Annotated in this window: 14 protein-coding genes, 2 pseudogenes and 1 CRISPR repeat array; of the genes and pseudogenes, 5 read left to right on the forward strand and 11 right to left on the reverse strand. The window is 70.3% G+C overall.

Annotation, left to right across the window (positions count from 1 at the left end; genetic code table 11):
• The first annotated feature begins 121 nt into the window (after positions 1–121).
• Positions 122–2,465: a CRISPR direct-repeat array (repeat unit 28 nt; unit sequence CTGCTCCCCGCGCACGCGGGGGTGATCC).
• Positions 2,466–2,981: 516 nt separating this feature from the next.
• Positions 2,982–3,647 carry a 2'-5' RNA ligase family protein gene (locus ACIBTV_RS29610; protein WP_396710180.1) on the reverse strand — a complete coding sequence of 222 codons (666 nt, stop codon included), beginning with the start codon at positions 3,645–3,647 and terminating at the stop codon, positions 2,982–2,984.
• 629 nt (positions 3,648–4,276) lie between these two features.
• A pseudogene (locus ACIBTV_RS29615) lies at positions 4,277–4,993 on the reverse strand (helix-turn-helix domain-containing protein); the annotation flags it as partial.
• Between the two features lie 445 nt (positions 4,994–5,438).
• On the opposite strand from ACIBTV_RS29615, the gene ACIBTV_RS29620 reads away from it, so the two are divergent.
• The 5 genes and pseudogenes from ACIBTV_RS29620 to ACIBTV_RS29640 all read left to right on the forward strand — a co-directional run.
• A complete protein-coding gene (locus ACIBTV_RS29620; protein ID WP_396710181.1) occupies positions 5,439–6,848 on the forward strand; it encodes an APC family permease in 1,410 nt (469 codons plus the stop codon).
• Between the two features lie 2 nt (positions 6,849–6,850).
• Entirely contained in the window at positions 6,851–7,858 is a 1,008-nt protein-coding gene (locus ACIBTV_RS29625) for an acetamidase/formamidase family protein (protein ID WP_396710183.1), read from the forward strand.
• 10 nt (positions 7,859–7,868) lie between these two features.
• Positions 7,869–8,540 (forward strand): GPP34 family phosphoprotein, encoded by a 672-nt coding sequence (locus ACIBTV_RS29630; protein ID WP_396710185.1) that lies wholly within the window; start codon positions 7,869–7,871, stop codon positions 8,538–8,540.
• Positions 8,541–8,565: 25 nt separating this feature from the next.
• Positions 8,566–9,264 (forward strand): GNAT family N-acetyltransferase, encoded by a 699-nt coding sequence (locus ACIBTV_RS29635; RefSeq protein ID WP_396710187.1) that lies wholly within the window; start codon positions 8,566–8,568, stop codon positions 9,262–9,264.
• A 153-nt stretch (positions 9,265–9,417) separates the two neighbouring features.
• A pseudogene (locus ACIBTV_RS29640) lies at positions 9,418–9,729 on the forward strand (MerR family DNA-binding transcriptional regulator); the annotation flags it as partial.
• 176 nt (positions 9,730–9,905) lie between these two features.
• Here ACIBTV_RS29640 and ACIBTV_RS29645 read toward each other — a convergent pair.
• The 9 genes from ACIBTV_RS29645 to ACIBTV_RS29685 form a co-directional block, all read right to left on the reverse strand.
• On the reverse strand, positions 9,906–10,529 hold the full coding sequence (locus ACIBTV_RS29645; RefSeq protein ID WP_396710189.1) for a hypothetical protein: 624 nt from the start codon (positions 10,527–10,529) through the stop codon (positions 9,906–9,908).
• A 5-nt stretch (positions 10,530–10,534) separates the two neighbouring features.
• Positions 10,535–11,101, reverse strand: a complete 567-nt coding sequence (locus ACIBTV_RS29650) for a hypothetical protein (RefSeq protein ID WP_396710190.1) — start codon at positions 11,099–11,101, stop codon at positions 10,535–10,537.
• 105 nt (positions 11,102–11,206) lie between these two features.
• The gene (locus ACIBTV_RS29655; protein WP_396710192.1) at positions 11,207–11,356 is read right to left on the reverse strand and encodes a hypothetical protein; all 150 of its coding nucleotides are present in this window, start codon (positions 11,354–11,356) and stop codon (positions 11,207–11,209) included.
• A gap of 752 nt (positions 11,357–12,108) precedes the next feature.
• A complete protein-coding gene (locus ACIBTV_RS29660) occupies positions 12,109–13,404 on the reverse strand; it encodes a hypothetical protein (protein WP_396710194.1) in 1,296 nt (431 codons plus the stop codon).
• A complete protein-coding gene (locus tag ACIBTV_RS29665) occupies positions 13,401–14,096 on the reverse strand; it encodes a diguanylate cyclase domain-containing protein (protein WP_396710196.1) in 696 nt (231 codons plus the stop codon). The genes ACIBTV_RS29660 and ACIBTV_RS29665 overlap by 4 nt, the downstream gene beginning before the upstream one ends.
• A 142-nt stretch (positions 14,097–14,238) precedes the next feature.
• Positions 14,239–14,553 carry a hypothetical protein gene (locus tag ACIBTV_RS29670; protein WP_396710198.1) on the reverse strand — a complete coding sequence of 105 codons (315 nt, stop codon included), beginning with the start codon at positions 14,551–14,553 and terminating at the stop codon, positions 14,239–14,241.
• On the reverse strand, positions 14,550–15,008 hold the full coding sequence (locus ACIBTV_RS29675; RefSeq protein WP_396710199.1) for a hypothetical protein: 459 nt from the start codon (positions 15,006–15,008) through the stop codon (positions 14,550–14,552). Before ACIBTV_RS29675 ends, ACIBTV_RS29670 begins: the two co-directional genes overlap by 4 nt.
• A gap of 24 nt (positions 15,009–15,032) precedes the next feature.
• Positions 15,033–16,025, reverse strand: a complete 993-nt coding sequence (locus ACIBTV_RS29680) for a DUF4192 domain-containing protein (protein WP_396710201.1) — start codon at positions 16,023–16,025, stop codon at positions 15,033–15,035.
• Positions 16,026–16,134: 109 nt separating this feature from the next.
• Positions 16,135–17,316 carry a hypothetical protein gene (locus ACIBTV_RS29685; protein WP_396710202.1) on the reverse strand — a complete coding sequence of 394 codons (1,182 nt, stop codon included), beginning with the start codon at positions 17,314–17,316 and terminating at the stop codon, positions 16,135–16,137.
• Positions 17,317–17,597 lie beyond the last annotated feature (281 nt).

Genomic DNA, 17,597 nt, shown 5'->3' on the forward strand with positions numbered 1-17,597 from the left:
GGCTTCGACGTCATGCTGATGTGCTCTCCTCAGGGCCGTCCAGGAAGAGTATCCCCTGGTAGACGGGCTGTCTCACATCAGCGTGACAGGGGGGGGACCGCGGGCTCTTCAAGCAGCTCGCCTGCTCCCCGCGCACGCGGGGGTGATCCGTGTGGTCGTGGGCGTTGGAACTCGCCGCGATCCTGCTCCCCGCGCACGCGGGGGTGATCCGTGTCGTTCGGTCCGCTGCTGAAGCAGATTCTGGGCTGCTCCCCGCGCACGCGGGGGTGATCCTCGATCGACCGGGTGAACTCGTCGAGCCGCTCCCTGCTCCCCGCGCACGCGGGGGTGATCCCTGTGGGACACGACGTTCGTGTTGGAGCAGGCCCTGCTCCCCGCGCACGCGGGGGTGATCCCTGACCGCCGAGCAGGTCGTCAACCAGCTCGCCCTGCTCCCCGCGCACGCGGGGGTGATCCCTACACCGACGCGAACCTCGCGGCCATGTGGGTCTGCTCCCCGCGCACGCGGGGGTGATCCCACTGATGGGGGCCGAGTGAGCTCACCACCTCGCTGCTCCCCGCGCACGCGGGGGTGATCCCTGCAAGAGGGCGGCGAGAAGCGGCGGACCAACCTGCTCCCCGCGCACGCGGGGGTGATCCGAACGTGTCGACGTTGAAGCCGAGCACCCGGTCCTGCTCCCCGCGCACGCGGGGTGATCCTGGATGCGTCGGTGCGCCGAAACTGGATCTGCGCTGCTCCCCGCGCACGCGGGGGTGATCCGTAGACCTTCCCGAGCTGCGAGATCATGGCCTGCTGCTCCCCGCGCACGCGGGGGTGATCCGCAGATCTACGGGAGGACAGCGTGAAGGACCTGCTGCTCCCCGCGCACGCGGGGGTGATCCCGGCCAGGACACCAGGCTGTTGTAGTCGCCGAACTGCTCCCCGCGCACGCGGGGGTGATCCCGAAGTTGCTCTTGACGAACGACATTGGGTTGCCTGCTCCCCGCGCACGCGGGGGTGATCCGTGCCCGACGACCGCCGGCTGCACCGGGGTGGTCTGCTCCCCGCGCACGCGGGGGTGATCCGGACGGCTTGCCGGTGGTGGACCCGCAGAATCCTGCTCCCCGCGCACGCGGGGGTGATCCCGAGGCGCGGTCGCTGGACATCGCGTGGGCCGGCTGCTCCCCGCGCACGCGGGGGTGATCCCGAGGCGCGGTCGCTGGACATCGCGTGGGCCGGCTGCTCCCCGCGCACGCGGGGGTGATCCCGGTGCGGCGCCATCCCACTGCGAGGGTCACGCCTGCTCCCCGCGCACGCGGGGGTGATCCTGCCAGGGCTGCGGCACTGAGGGGACCCTCGAGCTGCTCCCCGCGCACGCGGGGGTGATCCCGTCGACCCGGTACGCGCCGTCACCGACCTGCCCTGCTCCCCGCGCACGCGGGGGTGATCCCTCGATCGGGACCCGGAGCAGGAACGAGAACGACTGCTCCCCGCGCACGCGGGGGTGATCCGTAGGCGAGCGCCCCCTCGTTGTCCGTCTCGCCCTGCTCCCCGCGCACGCGGGGGTGATCCCGCCTCCGGGACTGGCCTCGCCGGCGGGATCGGCTGCTCCCCGCGCACGCGGGGGTGATCCGTACGGCGTCACGGAGGAGCAGATCCGGGCCATCTGCTCCCCGCGCACGCGGGGGTGATCCCGTCACGGTCGCGGCGTTCCCGGTCGTGGTGCCCTGCTCCCCGCGCACGCGGGGGTGATCCCAGCGGCACCACCCCCACCGGGCTGTCCGACTCCTGCTCCCCGCGCACGCGGGGGTGATCCGACGTGCAGCTTGTCGGTGCCGAGCGCGTTGGTCTGCTCCCCGCGCACGCGGGGGTGATCCGAAGAAGCGGTACACCGACCGGATCGCCCAGGTCTGCTCCCCGCGCACGCGGGGGTGATCCCGCCTTGCCGGCTGAGGTGGCGAAGACGATCCCTGCTCCCCGCGCACGCGGGGGTGATCCCGGCGTCCGGTTCGGTGTGCCCGTCGCCGTCGCCTGCTCCCCGCGCACGCGGGGGTGATCCCTACTACGGCGCGGCCAACTCCCCGCGGTGGCTCTGCTCCCCGCGCACGCGGGGGTGATCCCTGATCGAGGATGTCACCACGGACCGCGTGAAGCTGCTCCCCGCGCACGCGGGGGTGATCCCTCACGTGGGAGGACGTGTGGGCCGCGATCGGCCTGCTCCCCGCGCACGCGGGGGTGATGCCGGGGTCTTGTCGGGGAAGATCGATGCCGCGATCTGCTCCCCGCGCACGCGGGGGTGATCCTGGTGGCGGCTCGCTTCGGTTGCCCGAGGATGACTGCTCCCCGCGCACGCAGGGGTGATTCACTGACACCGGAGCGGATCGTCGCGGCGGCCGCTGCTCCCCGCGCACACGGGGGTGACTCTCTCCCTACTGTCGGGCCACGGCCCGGCACCGTCTACTCCCCGCGCACGCGGGGGGTGATCCCTGGGGCGAGCAACGATAGCCGCCCTGTTCGCCTGCTCCCCACCCGCGGGGTTCCCGCGGACGACACCGACGGTGCGCTGACCTTCCCTCTGCTCCGCGCGCATGTGGGGATGATCTCGCCTGGCCACGCCACCACTCGAAGTGCTTCCCCTGCACTCCGTACACGCGGCGGCTGACCCCTTCGTACACCTGCGGAGGCTGGCGCCGGACGTGCTGTTCCCCGTGCGGGGTGTGCCCTCGCGGGCTAGCGGGTTGAGCTGACGGCACATCTGCTACCGCATACGCGACCGTGTATCCCGCACCGATCCCCGGCTGCGCCGGGCTCGATGTACGACTTCCCCAGCCCACCTACGGATCGGCCGTAGCCCTCATTCAGCGAATCCTGGTTGGTTACTCCGCCCCACAGACTGTTCCCGGTCCCTCCGAGCCGGTCAATATCAGACGGAGCTGCACCTGCAACTCCTCGCAGCACCCATAGCAATATGAGCGGCTACCTCGATACTTGCCGGCTGACGTCACCCGCCCAGCCGCACAACCGCCACCGTTGTCCATCGATAAATACGGCTCTCGCGACGTAGAGCGATCAGTGGCACCTCGCTAATCTTCACCTGGGCCGCTGGCAGGCGGCGGAGCTCCGCCAGCTGGGCACGTATCGGTTCAGTGCGCACAGGTGCGCCACTGTAGGCGAGAGTGACGTGCGGGCGGAAGCCATCAGCGGGCTCCGGCACCGAGGTCCACACATTCGCGATAGCGCCGCGAATCGCGGCGCGAAGGGCTTCGACCCGATCCCAAGGTCGGACGAGCAGGCCAATCCCCTCGGCGTCCGGATCGACGGGGCCCAGAGACAGCTCGAGCGGTGGCATGTCTGCGCATCGTCGCTGGGCTTCGGCGACGATCGCCGCGACGTCATCCTTGGAGACCTCGTCGGTGAAGCCCAGTCCCTGCATGGTCAGGTGCAGGCCGCCGAGCGGGACCAGGTCCAGCCCGGGCAACGCCAGCTGGCGTTGTAGTTGTGTCGTGAGGTCGTGAAGTTCGGGCTGGTGCTCGAAGGTGAGGTGCCAGGTGTAGAACTCACGGCCGTCTCGCCAGCCAGGACGCCAATACCAGTGTTCGGTGAGTTCGGGCAGATCCTGGTAGGCGGCCCAGCGCCGCTGGAGACTGGCGAGTTCCCGGCTAGTCATAAGGGGGATGGTAGAGCCGATCGTCTCGTGGTGCCGATCGCTGCACGTTCGGCGAGCATTTCGGCGAGCTGCCGGAGCCGTGGCCGGTGGGCAAACGGCTTGGCGTTGGCGATGAACTGCCGGGCGCGCTGGTGGACCGACTCGTATCGCTGATCCGCGGTGAGAGCGAGTGCCTCCATGGCAAGGGCGGCGGCCTGGTCGGGGTCGTCAGCGTGCAGGTGCGCGGTGGCCAGGTCGAGGCGGCTCAGCGCTTGCGGGCCGGCCAGCCCTGCTTTGTCGAAGGCGGTGATGGCAACGGCGAGGTAATCAGTGACTTCCGCCCCGCGACCGATGGCCAGGTAGGCGGTTGCCGCGTTGGCTGCTGTGCGGGCATGGCAATACGAGCCGAAGGTGAGGCTTTCGCTGACCTGCGCGTCGGACGGCTGTTCTCTGACAAGCGTGAATGCCCGGTCGACGGCGCTGTCGACGCCGTACCTGTCGCCGAGTCGGGCGAGAGCTCTTGCTTGTCCGTTGATGGTGAGGCGAACGCGGTGCGGGCTGTCGCCCGCGCGACGTAGGCCATCCTGGGCGAAGGCCAGTGCATCGTGGTACTGGCCGGCGTAGAAGGCTACGAGGCTTTGCGTCGCCCGCGCCCACGCCTGCACGTCCGGCTGTCGCGCGGCGTCGGCAAGGTCGAACGCCTCGGCGGTGTAGGCGTGTGCGACGGCGAACGCGCCAAGGTCCAGCGCAAGCGCACCGAGGAGTCCGGACAGGTGAGCGGCAGCAACATACAGGCGGGCGCGTTGTGGCGGGTGCTGTTGCCCTGCCATGAGTTGATCAACGTAGGCCCGCAGCGGCCGCATTCGTGCCATGAGGACGGCCGGAGTGAGGCGCTCGTTGTCTATGACGGCCTGACGCAACTCGTTCTCCAGGTACGCCAGGCGGGCGTCGTCGTCTGTCGAGGACTTCAGCACCAGCCGACGGGCGGCAATGGTTTCCTCGCGCTCCCACAGAGCAGAATCGTCATCCGCACCCCAGGCGGAAGGCATGACCTTCGAGGCAACGACCGGCAGATGCGTGCCATCTGGCTGCTGGTTCAACGCCGAGCGACGTCGCCGCCAGTACAGCTCGGCGACACGGTCGTATTCGCCGACGAGCAAACCCCCGGTCTGCAATGCCGCGTCACAGCGTGACCAGAACGCACGATCGGGGTACTGATGGCCGGTTTCGGTATTTGCCACGGAGCTACGCCCGTACTGGATGAGCCGGGCGAGGCTGTGCTGGGTGTGCCCCGCAGCCATGCGCAGTTGGGCGAGTCGACGGCCGAGGGCACGACGTGCAGTCTCGATCTCGTCGTGTTCGGCCATCGCTGCTAACTCCCGTCTTCGTGGACGCTGCTGTAAGCACAGGTCCCCAGTCACCGTCCCCGTAACGGCATATTGGACACAATCACCGTACGCCTGGTTCTTGGGTGTCGGTAAGGGTTGTTGGCGGATCCCGACATACGACCGACAGTTACATCACAATGACCTTGACGGGCCGCAGGTCCGCCCGAATATGACGGGCACGGCTGACCCACCAGCCGTTCACAACCACGGTCTGGCTTGATCTTGGACGTCGTCGGCAGCCTCAGATATTCCGCAGGCAAGAGCTCTCTGTGTCGGCCTGTTGTCACGATCGCGTGGATTTACTTACCGACATCGACCTCGATCCCATTGAGTGTTGTCGGGCCGTCTGACGTCACCCGGACCAGGGCACGGCAAATGTTGAGCCCTTTCAGCTGGCGGATTCTTAGTTTCGCGAGGTGCATTGATGTACGAAAACGAGCTGTCGCGCTATGGCTATCAGCAGCAGCTGAGCCGGCAGCTGAGGTTCCGAGACCTTCTGGCCTACGGCCTTGTGTACATGGTGCCGATCGCGCCGATGGCGATCTTCGGCAGCGTGTACGCCACCTCGGGCGGCATGGTGGCCCTGGCCTACGCGATCGGTGTGGCGGCGTTGGTGTTCACCGCGTTCTCCTACGCGCAGATGGTGCGGGCGTTTCCGATGAGCGGCAGCGTCTACAACTACGCGGGTCGGGGGATCAGCCCGCCGGTCGGGTTCCTCGCCGGCTGGGTGATCCTGCTCGACTACGTGCTCGTGCCGGGGTTGCTGTATCTGGTGGCGTCGGTGGCGATGCACGCGACGGTGCCGGCGGTGCCGGTGTGGGTGTGGCTGCTCGGGTTCGTCGCGGTGAACACGGTGGTCAACTCGGTGGGGATCCGGATGACGGCGATGGTCACCCGGGTGATGCTGGTCGCGGAACTTCTCGTCCTGGCGGTTTTCCTGGCTGTCGCTGGTTGGGCCCTCGCGTCGGGGAAGGGCCCGTTCAGTTGGGATGCCTTCTACGACGCGGACACCTTCGGCTGGCCGGTGGTCGCGGGTGCAGTGTCGATCGCGGTGCTGTCGTTCCTGGGTTTCGACGGCATCAGCATGCTCGCCGAGGAGGCCAGGGGCGGTTCCCGGCAAGTCGGTCGGGCGATGGCGGCGGTCCTGGTCGTCGCGGGGGTGCTGTTCATCGCCCAGACGTGGCTGGCCGCGATGCTCGTCCCCGACCCCGGCGGGTTGCTGACGGACGGTGATCCGAGCGGTACGGCCTTCTACGACGCCGCCGAGGTGGCGGGTGGGAGTTGGTTGGCGACGGTGTGCGCGGTGGCGACGGCGATCGCATGGGGGTTGCCGAACTCGATGGTCGCCCAGGTCGCCACGTCCCGGCTGTTGTATGCGATGGCCCGCGACCGGCAGCTGCCGGCGTTCCTGGCGCGGGTGTCGATCCGGCGGAGTGTGCCGGTCAACGCGACTCTGCTAACCGGGGTGGTGTCCCTCGCCTTGGGGCTGTACATGGCGACCCGGGCGGATGGGATCACCGTGTTGTCGTCGTTGATCAACTTTGGGGCGATGGTCGCGTTCCTTGTCCTGCACGTCACGGTGGTGGTGCATCACCTGATCCGCGGCCGTAGCGGGAACTGGTGGGCGCATCTGGTGATGCCCGCGGTCGGGTTCGCGATCCTCGCCTACGTCGTGGTCCACGCCAACATCGCCGCGCAGCGCGTCGGCGTGGCCTGGCTCGGCCTCGGCGTTCTGGTCCTCGCCGGCCTGTACGCAACCGGCCGTCGGCCTACGCTGTCCGGCCTCGCACCGGCCCGGCCGCAGGCCGACCGGCGTGACGTGGAGCGGGTGTGAGCATGGACAGGATCGTGTACCGGCCTGTGCGGGACGAGTTCGCCTACACGTTCGGCGGGCGGATGCCGGTGGCTCATGTGCGCTCCGGTGACGTGCTGCAGGTCTTCACCGAGGACTGCTTCGGCGGGCTCGTGCGCGGGCCGGCGGACCTGCCGTCGCAGGTGTGCCGGATGCCCTATCTCAACCCCGTTTCCGGGCCATTCTTCGTCGAGGACGCCGAGCCTGGCGACACCCTGGCCGTGCATCTCCTTTCGATCGAACCGACCCGCAACTGGGGTGTCTCGGCCACGTTCCCGCACTTCGGGGCCCTCACCTCGACGTCGCAGACCGCCACGCTGCAGCCGCCGCTGCAGGAGCGGGTGTGGGTGTACGAGGTCGACAAGACCGCCGGTGTCGTCCGCTACCGCGCCACCGGCAGCGACCACGTCGTCGACCTGCCGCTGGAGCCGATGATCGGCACCATCGGCGTCGCACCGGGCGGCTTCGAGGCCCGCTCCACGATGGTCCCCGACAGCCACGGCGGGAACCTCGACACCCCGCACGTGCGCGCCGGCGCCACCGTCTACCTCGGTGTCCGGATGCACGGTGCGATGCTCGCCCTCGGCGACGGCCATGCCCGCCAGGGCGAGGGAGAAGCCTGCGGCGTCGGCGTCGAGATCGCCACCACCACAACCCTCGCCGTCGAGGTCATCAAGGGTGTCCCTACGGTGTGGCCTCGGCTCGAAACCGACCAGGTCGTCATGTCGATCGGTGCCGCACGGCCGCTCGAGGACGCCTATCGCATCGCGCACCGCGACCTGGTCGGCTGGGCCGCCGCCCTCACCGGCCTGGACGAGCTGGACGCCTACCAGCTGGTGTCACAGGCGGGCTGGGCACCCATCGGGAACGTGTGCGACCCCCAGTACACCGTCGCCGCCGCGATCGACAAGCAGTTCCTCCCCTCCCCCACCGCCGCCTACGGCGGTGCCCACGACAGGTTGCGGCGCCTCGCCGCCGCCCGGCACCGGTAGGAGACGCGACATGCCATCCACTGCGCGCCTGCCGCTGCGCGATGAGCTGTTCCTCCTCGGCCACGACGACGACACCGGCCAAGCGCACCTGCACCGGCATGCCCTGGCCGTCGGCCTCGCCGGCGCCGTCCTCATCGACCTTTTCCTCGCTGGTCGGATCGCCATCACCCCGCCTGAGGGGCCCGTCGGCGAGCAGCGGCTGCGCCTGCGCAGCGCCCATCCCGTCGGCGACCTCATCACCGACAGCGCCCTGACCGCCGTCCGCTCCCCCAGCTCGCCCACCCTGCGGGCGTGGATGCGCGACTTTCCCCCCGATCTGTACGACCGCACCCGGGCCGGGCTGGTCGCCGCCGGGATCCTGCGCCACACCAGCCGCCGACGTCTCGGCGGGCTCGTGCGCACCGACACCTACCTCGTCGCCGACACCAAATGGCCCGTCATCGCCCGCGCCCGACTGCGCTACCTCGCCACCGGCCGCGAGCTGCCCGACAACCGCACCGCCGCACTCGCCGGACTCGTCGCCGTCCTCGGCCTGAGCCCGTATCTCTACCTCGACCACGACACCGCCGCGCTGACCAGCCGTCTGCGGGCCGTCGCCGGCCAGCACTACCAGCCGGTGCGGACCATCACCGCCGCCGTCGATGCCGCCCTCGGCGACCTCGCCACCGCAACCTACCGCTGACCGATCCGCAGGAGACCCAGCCGACATGCAAGCAACACCCCGCATCCGCGCCGGCCACTGGAGCGACAAAGGACCGGTCGCCGCGCTCATCGCCGAGGCGCTCGACACTCAACCCGTCGGGGCGTGGCTCGTACCCGAGCCGTCCCAGCGGCGTCGGATCCTGGCCGATGTCCTGGCCATCTGGATCGAGCATGCGATGTTCTTCGGCGACATCTACCTCACCGACGACCGCACCGCCGCCGCGGTCGGCTTCCACCGCTACCGGCCCATTCCCCTACCCGCCAACTACGGCATCCGCCTGCCCGACGCCGCCGGCGCTCACACCGACCGTTTCTGCCTGCTCGACCAACTGCTGGCCGTGCAGCAGCCCAGCGAGCCGCACTACCACCTGGCGTTCCTCGCCGTCGCACCCTCTGCGCACGGCACCGGGCGGGGCACCGCCTTGCTCGAGCACCACCGTAGCCGCGTCGACCGCATCGGGCTGCCCTCCTACGCAACGCCCACCGAAGGGGCCGGTCGGCATTACACCCGCTACGGCTACACACCCCGAAGAATCATCTCGTTGCCAGACGGGCCAACCATCCATCCCATGCGCCGCAACCCATACCCGGCAGGGACCCATGGCCCCTCAACACCGGAAATGACAGCCCATCGACGCTGCCCGGGCGGGTCCAGTGAGCAGCCCAACCACCAACCGGGCACGGACGGCGCCCTGCCGCGGTGAATGACGTGCGGCCGTTTCGGGTTTGCGAGCGCTGCTCGTTAGCACCGGTGTCGGCATCAGCGCTGGCCCAACTGTCGTTTGCCCGCGGCCACCGCACTGTCCGGCACCGGTCGACCACGGTGGGCCTCGCCCGACCGACGTCCCTCGGGAGCAATGATCCGCCAGTTGTTCCTGGTCGCGAGTGTCGTATGGGTCTTGTCTCTTGCTGGGATCCGCACTCGAGTGTCTGCCGATGAGGCCCGAGCGCGGCGCGTCGACCGACTCCTCGCTACTGCGTGCAGAGTTTCCAGGATCAACAAGTGCGACAGGTTGGGGGCGCGAGTGGTTGGCGACGGAACACAGCTGCGGACCAGTGAGGCCGCGACCGAGCTGAACGTGTCCGCGTCGACCGTCATCGCCTGGTGCAAAGACGGGCTGCTGCGGACGACACGCACCGCGGGCGGGCACCGGCGGATCCTCGCCAACTCGGTTGTCGAGCTACGTGACGTGCTGGCGTTACCGGACGGGCAGCGGGAGCCCGCGATGGCCAAGCTGCGGCGCCGCAACCTCGGGAAGTGCCACCGCCCGAGTGACGAGCGCGCGCATCGGCATAGAAAAAGCCGCCCACCCTCACCGGGTGGGCGGCTTCGTCATGGCAGGGGTTACTTCACCGCCCACCGCGGGGCGATCGGCTCACCCTCGGGCGCGTACTCCACGGCCACCGGCCGCTGCTTGCCCGGCACCGGGAACGTGATCCAGCCGCGCACGCACCGCCCGGGCGCGACCGCCTTCTCACCCCACGGGTATTCCGGCTCCGGGAAGTGGATGTAGCCGGTCGAGCTGGCCTCGATCTGTGTGTCGTCGGCGTAGACCAGCGTCCACGGCGAGTTCGACACGGTGATGCCGGGTGGCGCCAGAGTCTTGCTAGCGCACACCTTCACGTCAATCGACGCCCACACGTAGCCGGGCTGCTCTTCGGGTCGGGGTGCGCCCTTCGCGACGTTGTGCCGGTAGGCGTACACGGTGGCGGTGGCGGACGCGTCGACGACGGAGAAGGTGGTGCCCATCTTCTTCGGCGCGTAGGGGTCGACGGTGGGGCTCGAGCTCGCGTTCGGCGAGGGGCCGGCGGTGGTCGCTGACGGAGTCGGGCTGGCGGTGGGAGTGGCGCTGGTTGTGGCTGCGGCGGGCTCGCCCTGATCGCTGTTGCCGCAGCTGGTCAGCGCGAGGAGCACCGCGGTCGCGGCGGTAGCCCGGCGGAGCGTGCAGTGGTTTACGGCGTCCAACATGGGGCTTACTTGTCGCTGTTGAGGTTGACGATGATGCCCTGGTCGGCGCAGGCCGTCTGCAGCCCGGACACGTGGGTGCCCATCGGCCCGATGAACGCGAGCGCTCCCCCACTGTCGGCGTCCGGCATCTGCGTGATCTGCCACGCGATGTCGATCAGCGCGGTGCCGTGCTCTCGGATCTTCTCGTGGCGGGAGTCCTCGAACAGTTCCCGCGCCTCCAGGTACTCGGCTTCGGTCATCTTGTCGTCGTCGGTCGCGTCGGTACTGCCGTCGATGTTCTTGCCGTCGCGCATCGCCTTACACATGGCGATACCGGAGTCCTCTTTGATGAACCCGTCGTAGACGGCGAGGCCGGCGACCACCAGCAACAGGATTCCGGCGGCCGCGGCGGCGGCGACGATGAGCGGCTTGCGGCTGCGCTTGGGCGGTGCGCCGGCGGGGCTGCCGGTGATGAAGCCGGTGGGCTGCGGTGCGGGGTCGCCGATGGGCGGCTGGTACTGCTGGGTCGGCCAGCTGGGCTGTCCCTGCGGGTAGGGCTGCTGCGGCTGCTGCGCCGGGTACGGGTCGGTCATGTCTGGTGCTCCCCACGTGGTGTTGGCGTGTCGATGCTGGTCGGATCGGTGGTGCGGCTCTACGGGTTGTCGGGTAGGCGTCCGAGGGTTTGACGGGTTGGCTGGCTACCAGCGATAAACGCCGAGAATGTCGGCCAGGCCGGCGGTCCACCGCCGCTGGTCGGACGGCTCGAGGCGACTCTTGTCGACGACCTCGTAGTCCTTGCGGCTGGTCCAGCCGGTCTCCCCACGGTCGTTCACCACCGCCCGCAGCACGGCGCCATCCACATCGTGCAGTCGCTGTAGCGGGTGGCCACTTCGACGGTGCCGATGTCGTAGATGCCGTTGCGGCAGCGGTTGCACGAGACCGGTTGAACATGGCCGCGATCGCGGCGTTGGTGTAACGGCCGTCAGCCCTCTCTGCCCGTGATGACGGCGAGGATGGCGTCTGCCTTGCGCTGCCAGTGCTCACGGCCGTCGTGTGGTTCGTACTCGGTGGAGTCCCACACCTCGGCCCGTCATCGGCGATGTACAGGTGCCGGGCGAGGCGCTGCCGGGCATCGCGGGCGATGCCGGCGGCATCGTCGTACGCGAGCTGCACCAGCCACCGCTGGAAGTTCTCCACGGGCCAGCCGTAGCGCAGCACGATCGAGGCTGGCATGTCCGCACTCCCCTACCTCCGCCACGCCGACGAGGATGATGCCTGCTGGTTCCTCGGCAACCTGGCGATCGTCAAGGCGGGCGGCGCCTTGCCAAGCGGAGGCTCACCTAGCACGGATGGTGCGACCCGATGTCTCCATCAAACTCGGTGCGGGACATCGTGGCAGATCGCGTCGCATAACGGAAAAAACCAAGGCCGCAGCCGGCGTTTCCGCTAGTCATGCCTTGATCGTGAAGTGCGCCCGAAGGGAGCCGACCTTCTGATCCGTAGCAGTTCGGGTTGTGTGTGTAGTGGATAGGTACATCGCGCGCCTCAGCCTTCCGTGCGGTGGCGGACATATCTGCCCGCCACCGCACGGTGACGACGGCTACGGGTGGTCCCGGCTGCCCGGGGCTTGTCGGTGTCCGAGCATGCGTACGGTGGTGCTGAGTTTGATGGGCTTGTCGTCGGGGCCTTTCAGGAACGGCTCGATGATCACTTTTTTGCGGAGGCGGCGCCCCGGCCCGTACGCCTGGTTGCGTTCGTGCCCGGAGACCCAGTAGCGGTAGGCGGGCGTGGCGCGGGTGGGCTCTCCCCCACCACGTGGCGGGCTGGCCGCGGCGGCGGGTGGTTTGATCCGCACCAGGCGGACGTCGGGTGCGCGGCCGTGGCGCCGCTGGTAGGCCTTGGTGACGGATTTGGGCAGGGCGGCGGGGGCGGCTTCGGCCATCTGCTGGTTCATCAGCAGCCAGCAGGTGATCAGCGGGCCGAGGGGATGGTCGCCGTCGACGGCTGTGTCGCGGGCGACGTGTTCGCTGTGGATGGGTACGAGCCAGCCGATGTCGTGGCGCAGGGCGGGCATCAAGTCCTCGGGAAGGCCGCCACCGATGCTGCGGTAGCAGATCATGTGCCAGCCGTGCGCATGTGGTGTCCAGGAGATGGCGGTGGCCAGCGCACCGGAGCCGACGGGTTGGGGCCAGGCGACGAGCCCGCTGGGTGACGGGGCAATGCGGTCGGTGACCGGCGCGGGTGGCTGGTCTCGGGTGACGGCGGTGGTGAGGTCGGTGAACTCCTGGTTGACCCAGTAGAGCGGGGCGCGGTCGAGGTCGTCGGCGAGGGTGCGGCGGGTGTGCGGGGCGTGCAGGGGTGCGGGTAGGTCGGCTGGTCCGCGTAGCAGTCCGGTGAGTCGGTCGCGGATTTTCGGCAACATGTCCGGGGTGAGTTTCGCCGGTGGCCAGTCGGTGGTGGTGAGCAGGCGTCGGCTGTCGCGGGTGAGGATGATCGCCCGGTGCACCATGGCCAGGATGGCGTAGCGGGGGTCGGTGGGGTGCCATCGCATGTGGGCGGCGCTGGTGGCGGTGAGGCCGTCGGGGTCGTCGGCTTCGATGTGCTGGGCGCAGCGCAGGCAGACGTGCCAGCGGGTGGTGTAGGTCTGGATGATGTCGCGGCTACCGCCGATGCCTTGGGCTTCGAGTTCGGCGGTGCGGTAGCACCAGACGGGTCGGTGTGCGCTGCAGATGTGGCAGCGGTCGTAGATGTCGCCAAGGAGGCTGGCGGCGACGGGGACGGGCTGGTGGCGTCCGTCTTCGCTGACCGGGTGCCGGTAGGTGACGTGGTCGCCGTCGTGTTCTTCGGTGAGGCCGTAGCCGCAGGTGGCGCAGGCGATGAGCGTGGCCAGGTTCACGCGTCCACCTCCCCCGGGCTTCGGTGCAGGTCGCGGACGCGGGGGCCGCGGCGGGGCCGGCTGGCCGGCATGCTCATGCCGGGGGTGTAGCGGACGTGTCGGTTTCCGCCGTGGCGTTTGGCGTGGTACATGGCGATGTCGGCGCGATGCAGGGCGATGTCGTCGAGGGTGTCGGTGCTGTCGACGACGGCGACGCCGACGCTGGCGGTGGGGTCGACTTTGACGATGTCGCCGCCCACGGTCAGCTGCACGGGTTGGGCGATGAGGACGACGAACGCCTCGGCGACGCGGGTGGGGTCGCTGCCGCATGCCGGGAGCAGGGCGGCGTACTCGTCGCCGGACAGGCGTGCGGCGGTGCCGCCGTGGAGGGTGGCGACCTGGTTGATGCGGTCGCCGACCTCGACCAGGAGGTCGTCGCCGGTTTCGTGGCCGTGGGTGTCGTTGATGGTTTTGAACTCATCGAGGTCGATGAGCAGGACGAGGATCGGCTGCGGGGTGCGGGCGAGCGCGGTGTGGGTGGCGAGCAGGCCGGCGCGGTTGAGCAGTCCGGTGAGGGGGTCGTGGGCGAGTTTCCAGGCGGCGTCGGCGAGCGCGGCGCGGGTGCGGCGTAGCGCGGTGGTCAGATAGAGACTGCAGAGGCCGAGCGCGAGGGCTGCGGCGGTGCTGGCGATCACGGCCGGTGTGGTGAACACTGGGTCCCTCCGTTCACTGGAGAACCCGGGACGCACCGTTTGGTAGGCGATGGCGTCCCGGGTTCTGGATACGACGACGGCCCGCCGATGGCGGGCCGTTTCTGGTGCTGCCGGTGGGCCGGCGGACGGTACGGTCTGCGGGTCAGCGCCCCCGGGGTGGTGCCGGCGGTGTTGCGTGTCGCGGCGAGGGCGGGTGGGCGGCCTGGTCGGCGCGCAGCTGGGCGGCCAGCCCGGGTGGGATGTCGGCGTAGGGTTCGACGGCTGCCAGGACCTCGGTCGGGTCGAGGACCGCCGTGTGGTGGCCGAGCCGGACCGTGTCGGGTTCGGTGTCCGCGTCGGTGGCCGGGTCCCAGGCGAAGTCAATGACGGTGGCGAAGTACGAGCGGTGTGGGTTCCAGCCGACCTGGATGGTGTACCGGTCGAAGCCGGGCTTCGGCGCGAGGTGGTAGAGGGTCACTGCTGCGCTCCCCGACGGCACGCGTGTTCCTCGGCAACCTCGATGATCTTGTCGCGTCGGGCGGCGGGCAGGCCGGCGAGCAGGTCGACGTAGTGCTGTTCCTGCGCGGTGAGCGGTTCGGCGAACGCCGCCTTGTACGCCAGCCGTGCCGCCTCGTGGGCGGCTTCGATGGGGCCGCTGTGGTCGTAGGCGGAGGTGACCTGTCGGAGTTGGTCGGCGGCGACGAGGGGGTCGCGGGACAGGGTGGTGTCGTAGAGGCGGAAGCTCGCCGGCAGGTCGGCGGCGCTGACCGCGGCGATGAGGCACAGGTCGGCCTGCACCTGGTAGGCGTACGTCTCGCTGCGGGTGGGGGTTTCGCCGCGGGCGCGCACGGCGGCGCGTTCGGCGTGCCACCGCAGGCGGGCTTCCTGGGCGTGGCGGGCGAGGGTGAGCAGCATGCTGCGGATGGAATCCATGCGGGTTCTCCAGATCGGTGGCGGTCAGGGGTTGGTGCGGCCCTCGGGGGTCCGGTCGAACGCCGAGGGTGGGAGTCCGGCGTGCAGGGCCCGCAGCAGCAGGTCGGCCAGCGGGTAGGTGGGGTCGACCTGCAGGGCGCGTTCGGCGGCCATGACGGCCAAGGCGCCGTCGCCGCAGCGCCACGCGGTGACGGCCAGCAGGGTGGCCGGTGCGGGCACGAGCGGTTCGTGGGCGCGGCGGGTGAGTTCGGCCCAGAACGTGACGTGCGGGTCGTGGGGTTGGGTGAGGTTGACGGCGAGGTCGCGCACGGAGGTTCGCGTGAGCAGCACGGTGAGCCAGGCCAGCTCGTCGTCGGTGAGCCGCCGGTCGGGTTGGCGCAGGGCGTCGCGCAGCGCGTGCGCGCCGGCCGCGTCCACGGCGGCGCCACCGGCGGCGGTCAGGGTCGTGAGCCGGGCGAGCGCCCGGTCGGTGGCGTGGTGGATGGCGTCGCGGGCGGCGCCGGTGACGGGGGCGAAGCGGGCGGCGACGGCTGCCCGGTCGGGGAGCGCGACGAGCCCGGCGGCGGTGGCCTGCACGGCGAGCAGCGACGCCGTCGGGTCGAACGGGGTTCCCAGCGGCGGGCAGCAGGTCGGGTCGGCGCAGGAGAGGTTGACCACTCGGTCGTCGGTGACCCTCAGGAGGGCGCGGACGGTCAGCTCGCCGGCGGTGAACACCTCACCGACGGCGCGTAGCGCCGCGTCGACGTGTGCGGGGGTGCCGTAGCCGATGGTCACGACGTCGGTGATGGGCTGCTGGCGCCGCACGATGGGGAGCATGTGGGCGGCGAGGCCGAGGACGTTGCGGGTGGGGGCGTCGGGGGTGGGCAGGTCGCCGCGGGCGGCGAAGACGACGCGGTGGTCCCTGGTGGCGAGCACGACGATGCTGCCTTCGGCGGGTCGGAACCCGAGCAGGTACGGCACCACGGCGACCAGGTCGGCGGGGGAACGCACGGTCATGGTGTTGTCGGGGAACGTCATGGTGATCTCCCATGCAGGTTGTGGGTGGGGCGAGCGGGTGGCGGCGCCGGTGATCCGTGCACGGCGGCCGCGGCGGGCCCGCCGGCTATCGGCTCGGCGGGCGTGGGATTCAGTCGCGGTCCGGATCCAGGTACAGGTCGACGCCGACGCTGTTGACGTGGACGGTGACCGTGGTGAGCCGGTGGCCGCTGCCGCGCAGGGCGCGGGTCAGGTCGGTGCGGGCGTGCGCCTCGGCGACGGTGGCGGCGCTGGTGGCGGTGGGGTGCCCGCGCAGCCACATCCCGTACTCGTGTCGCCACGCAATCCGCCAGCGGCCTTCCTCGACGGTGGCGTGCTCGGGGATCGGCCAGCCGTCGGCGGTCCACGGCCGGGCATCGTCCGGCCAGTCGGTGGTGACCGCCCGCATCAGCTGCCGCGCCCTGTCGTGGGCGTCCTGGGCGGTGCCGTCGCCGCCGGGCACCGTCAGCTCGACGCTGACGGTGACGTGGTGGGCGCGGGGCAGCGGGTCGAGCCCGAGCTCGACGAGGAACCGGTCGACCCGCTGCGCCGTGTGCGGGTAGCTGCCGCCGATCTCGTCGTCGGCCAGGGCGCGGATCGCCCGGGTGCGGATGGCCCGCTTCAGGCCGGTCAGCGCGGTGACGGCCGTGTCGCGGGCGGCTGTTGCTGCGGCGAGGTCGTCGGCGGGTGAGACCAGTTCGGCTGCCGACAGCGCGGCGATGGGGATGCCCTCCGCCGGTGCGTCCTCGGGGCGGTCGACGTCGTGCCAGGTCAGTCCGGTCAGGGTGATTCCGGCGGCGGCCAGGGCCGGCAGCTGCGCCTGCACGGCGGTGCGGGCGATCTCGAGCGCGTCGCTTCCCCTGGTCGCCGTGACCCAGGTGTGCAGCGTGACCTGCACGCTGATGCGGTACGGCCGCTGCCCCGATTGCCCGGCCCCGTCCGGGACCGGCGCCACGTCGATCACCCGCTGCGGGTAGACGGCCACCGGCGGCGCCAGCTCGCGTAGTTCGTCCGGTACGCCGAAGCGCGCCTGCGCGCGGGCTTCGGCGTCGTCGGCGTGTGCGCGCGGGAACGACAGCCGGGCATCGGCGCGGACGGTCCACTGCCGCGGCAGAGGTTCCAACCCCCAACCGGTGAGGGCGTCCTCGCAGCCGGGTCGGCAGATCAGTCCCTCGTGCAGTGCGGTGATCAGCGCGCAGCGGGCCGCGACGGCCAGCCCCTGCCGCTGCTGCACGGCGGCGACGGTCTCGACGTGCAGGGCGCGCAGTTGGTCGGCCTGGCTGGTGCCGGTCATCGCGGCGCCACCGCAGCGCCGGCGGTACCTGCGTCGGTTGCGTCGACGAGGAGTCCACGGCTGTCGGGGCCGGCCGGGGTGTGGTGATCCGCGAAGCGGCGGACGCCGCTGGTCACGTCGATGGTGGGGTGAGACATAGGTCCTCCCAGAAGGCACGAAAAGGCGGCGGCCACCGGGTGGTGGTCGCCGCATGGGGACAGGGGTTGGCGCCCACGGCCATCGACGAGCGACGAGGTGGGTGCGGGGTGAGCGCTGAGGGTGTGAGGCGGGCGAGCGTCGGC

The sequence above is a fragment of the Micromonospora sp. NPDC049366 genome (assembly GCF_044466625.1).
Lineage (GTDB): Bacteria > Actinomycetota > Actinomycetes > Mycobacteriales > Micromonosporaceae > Micromonospora.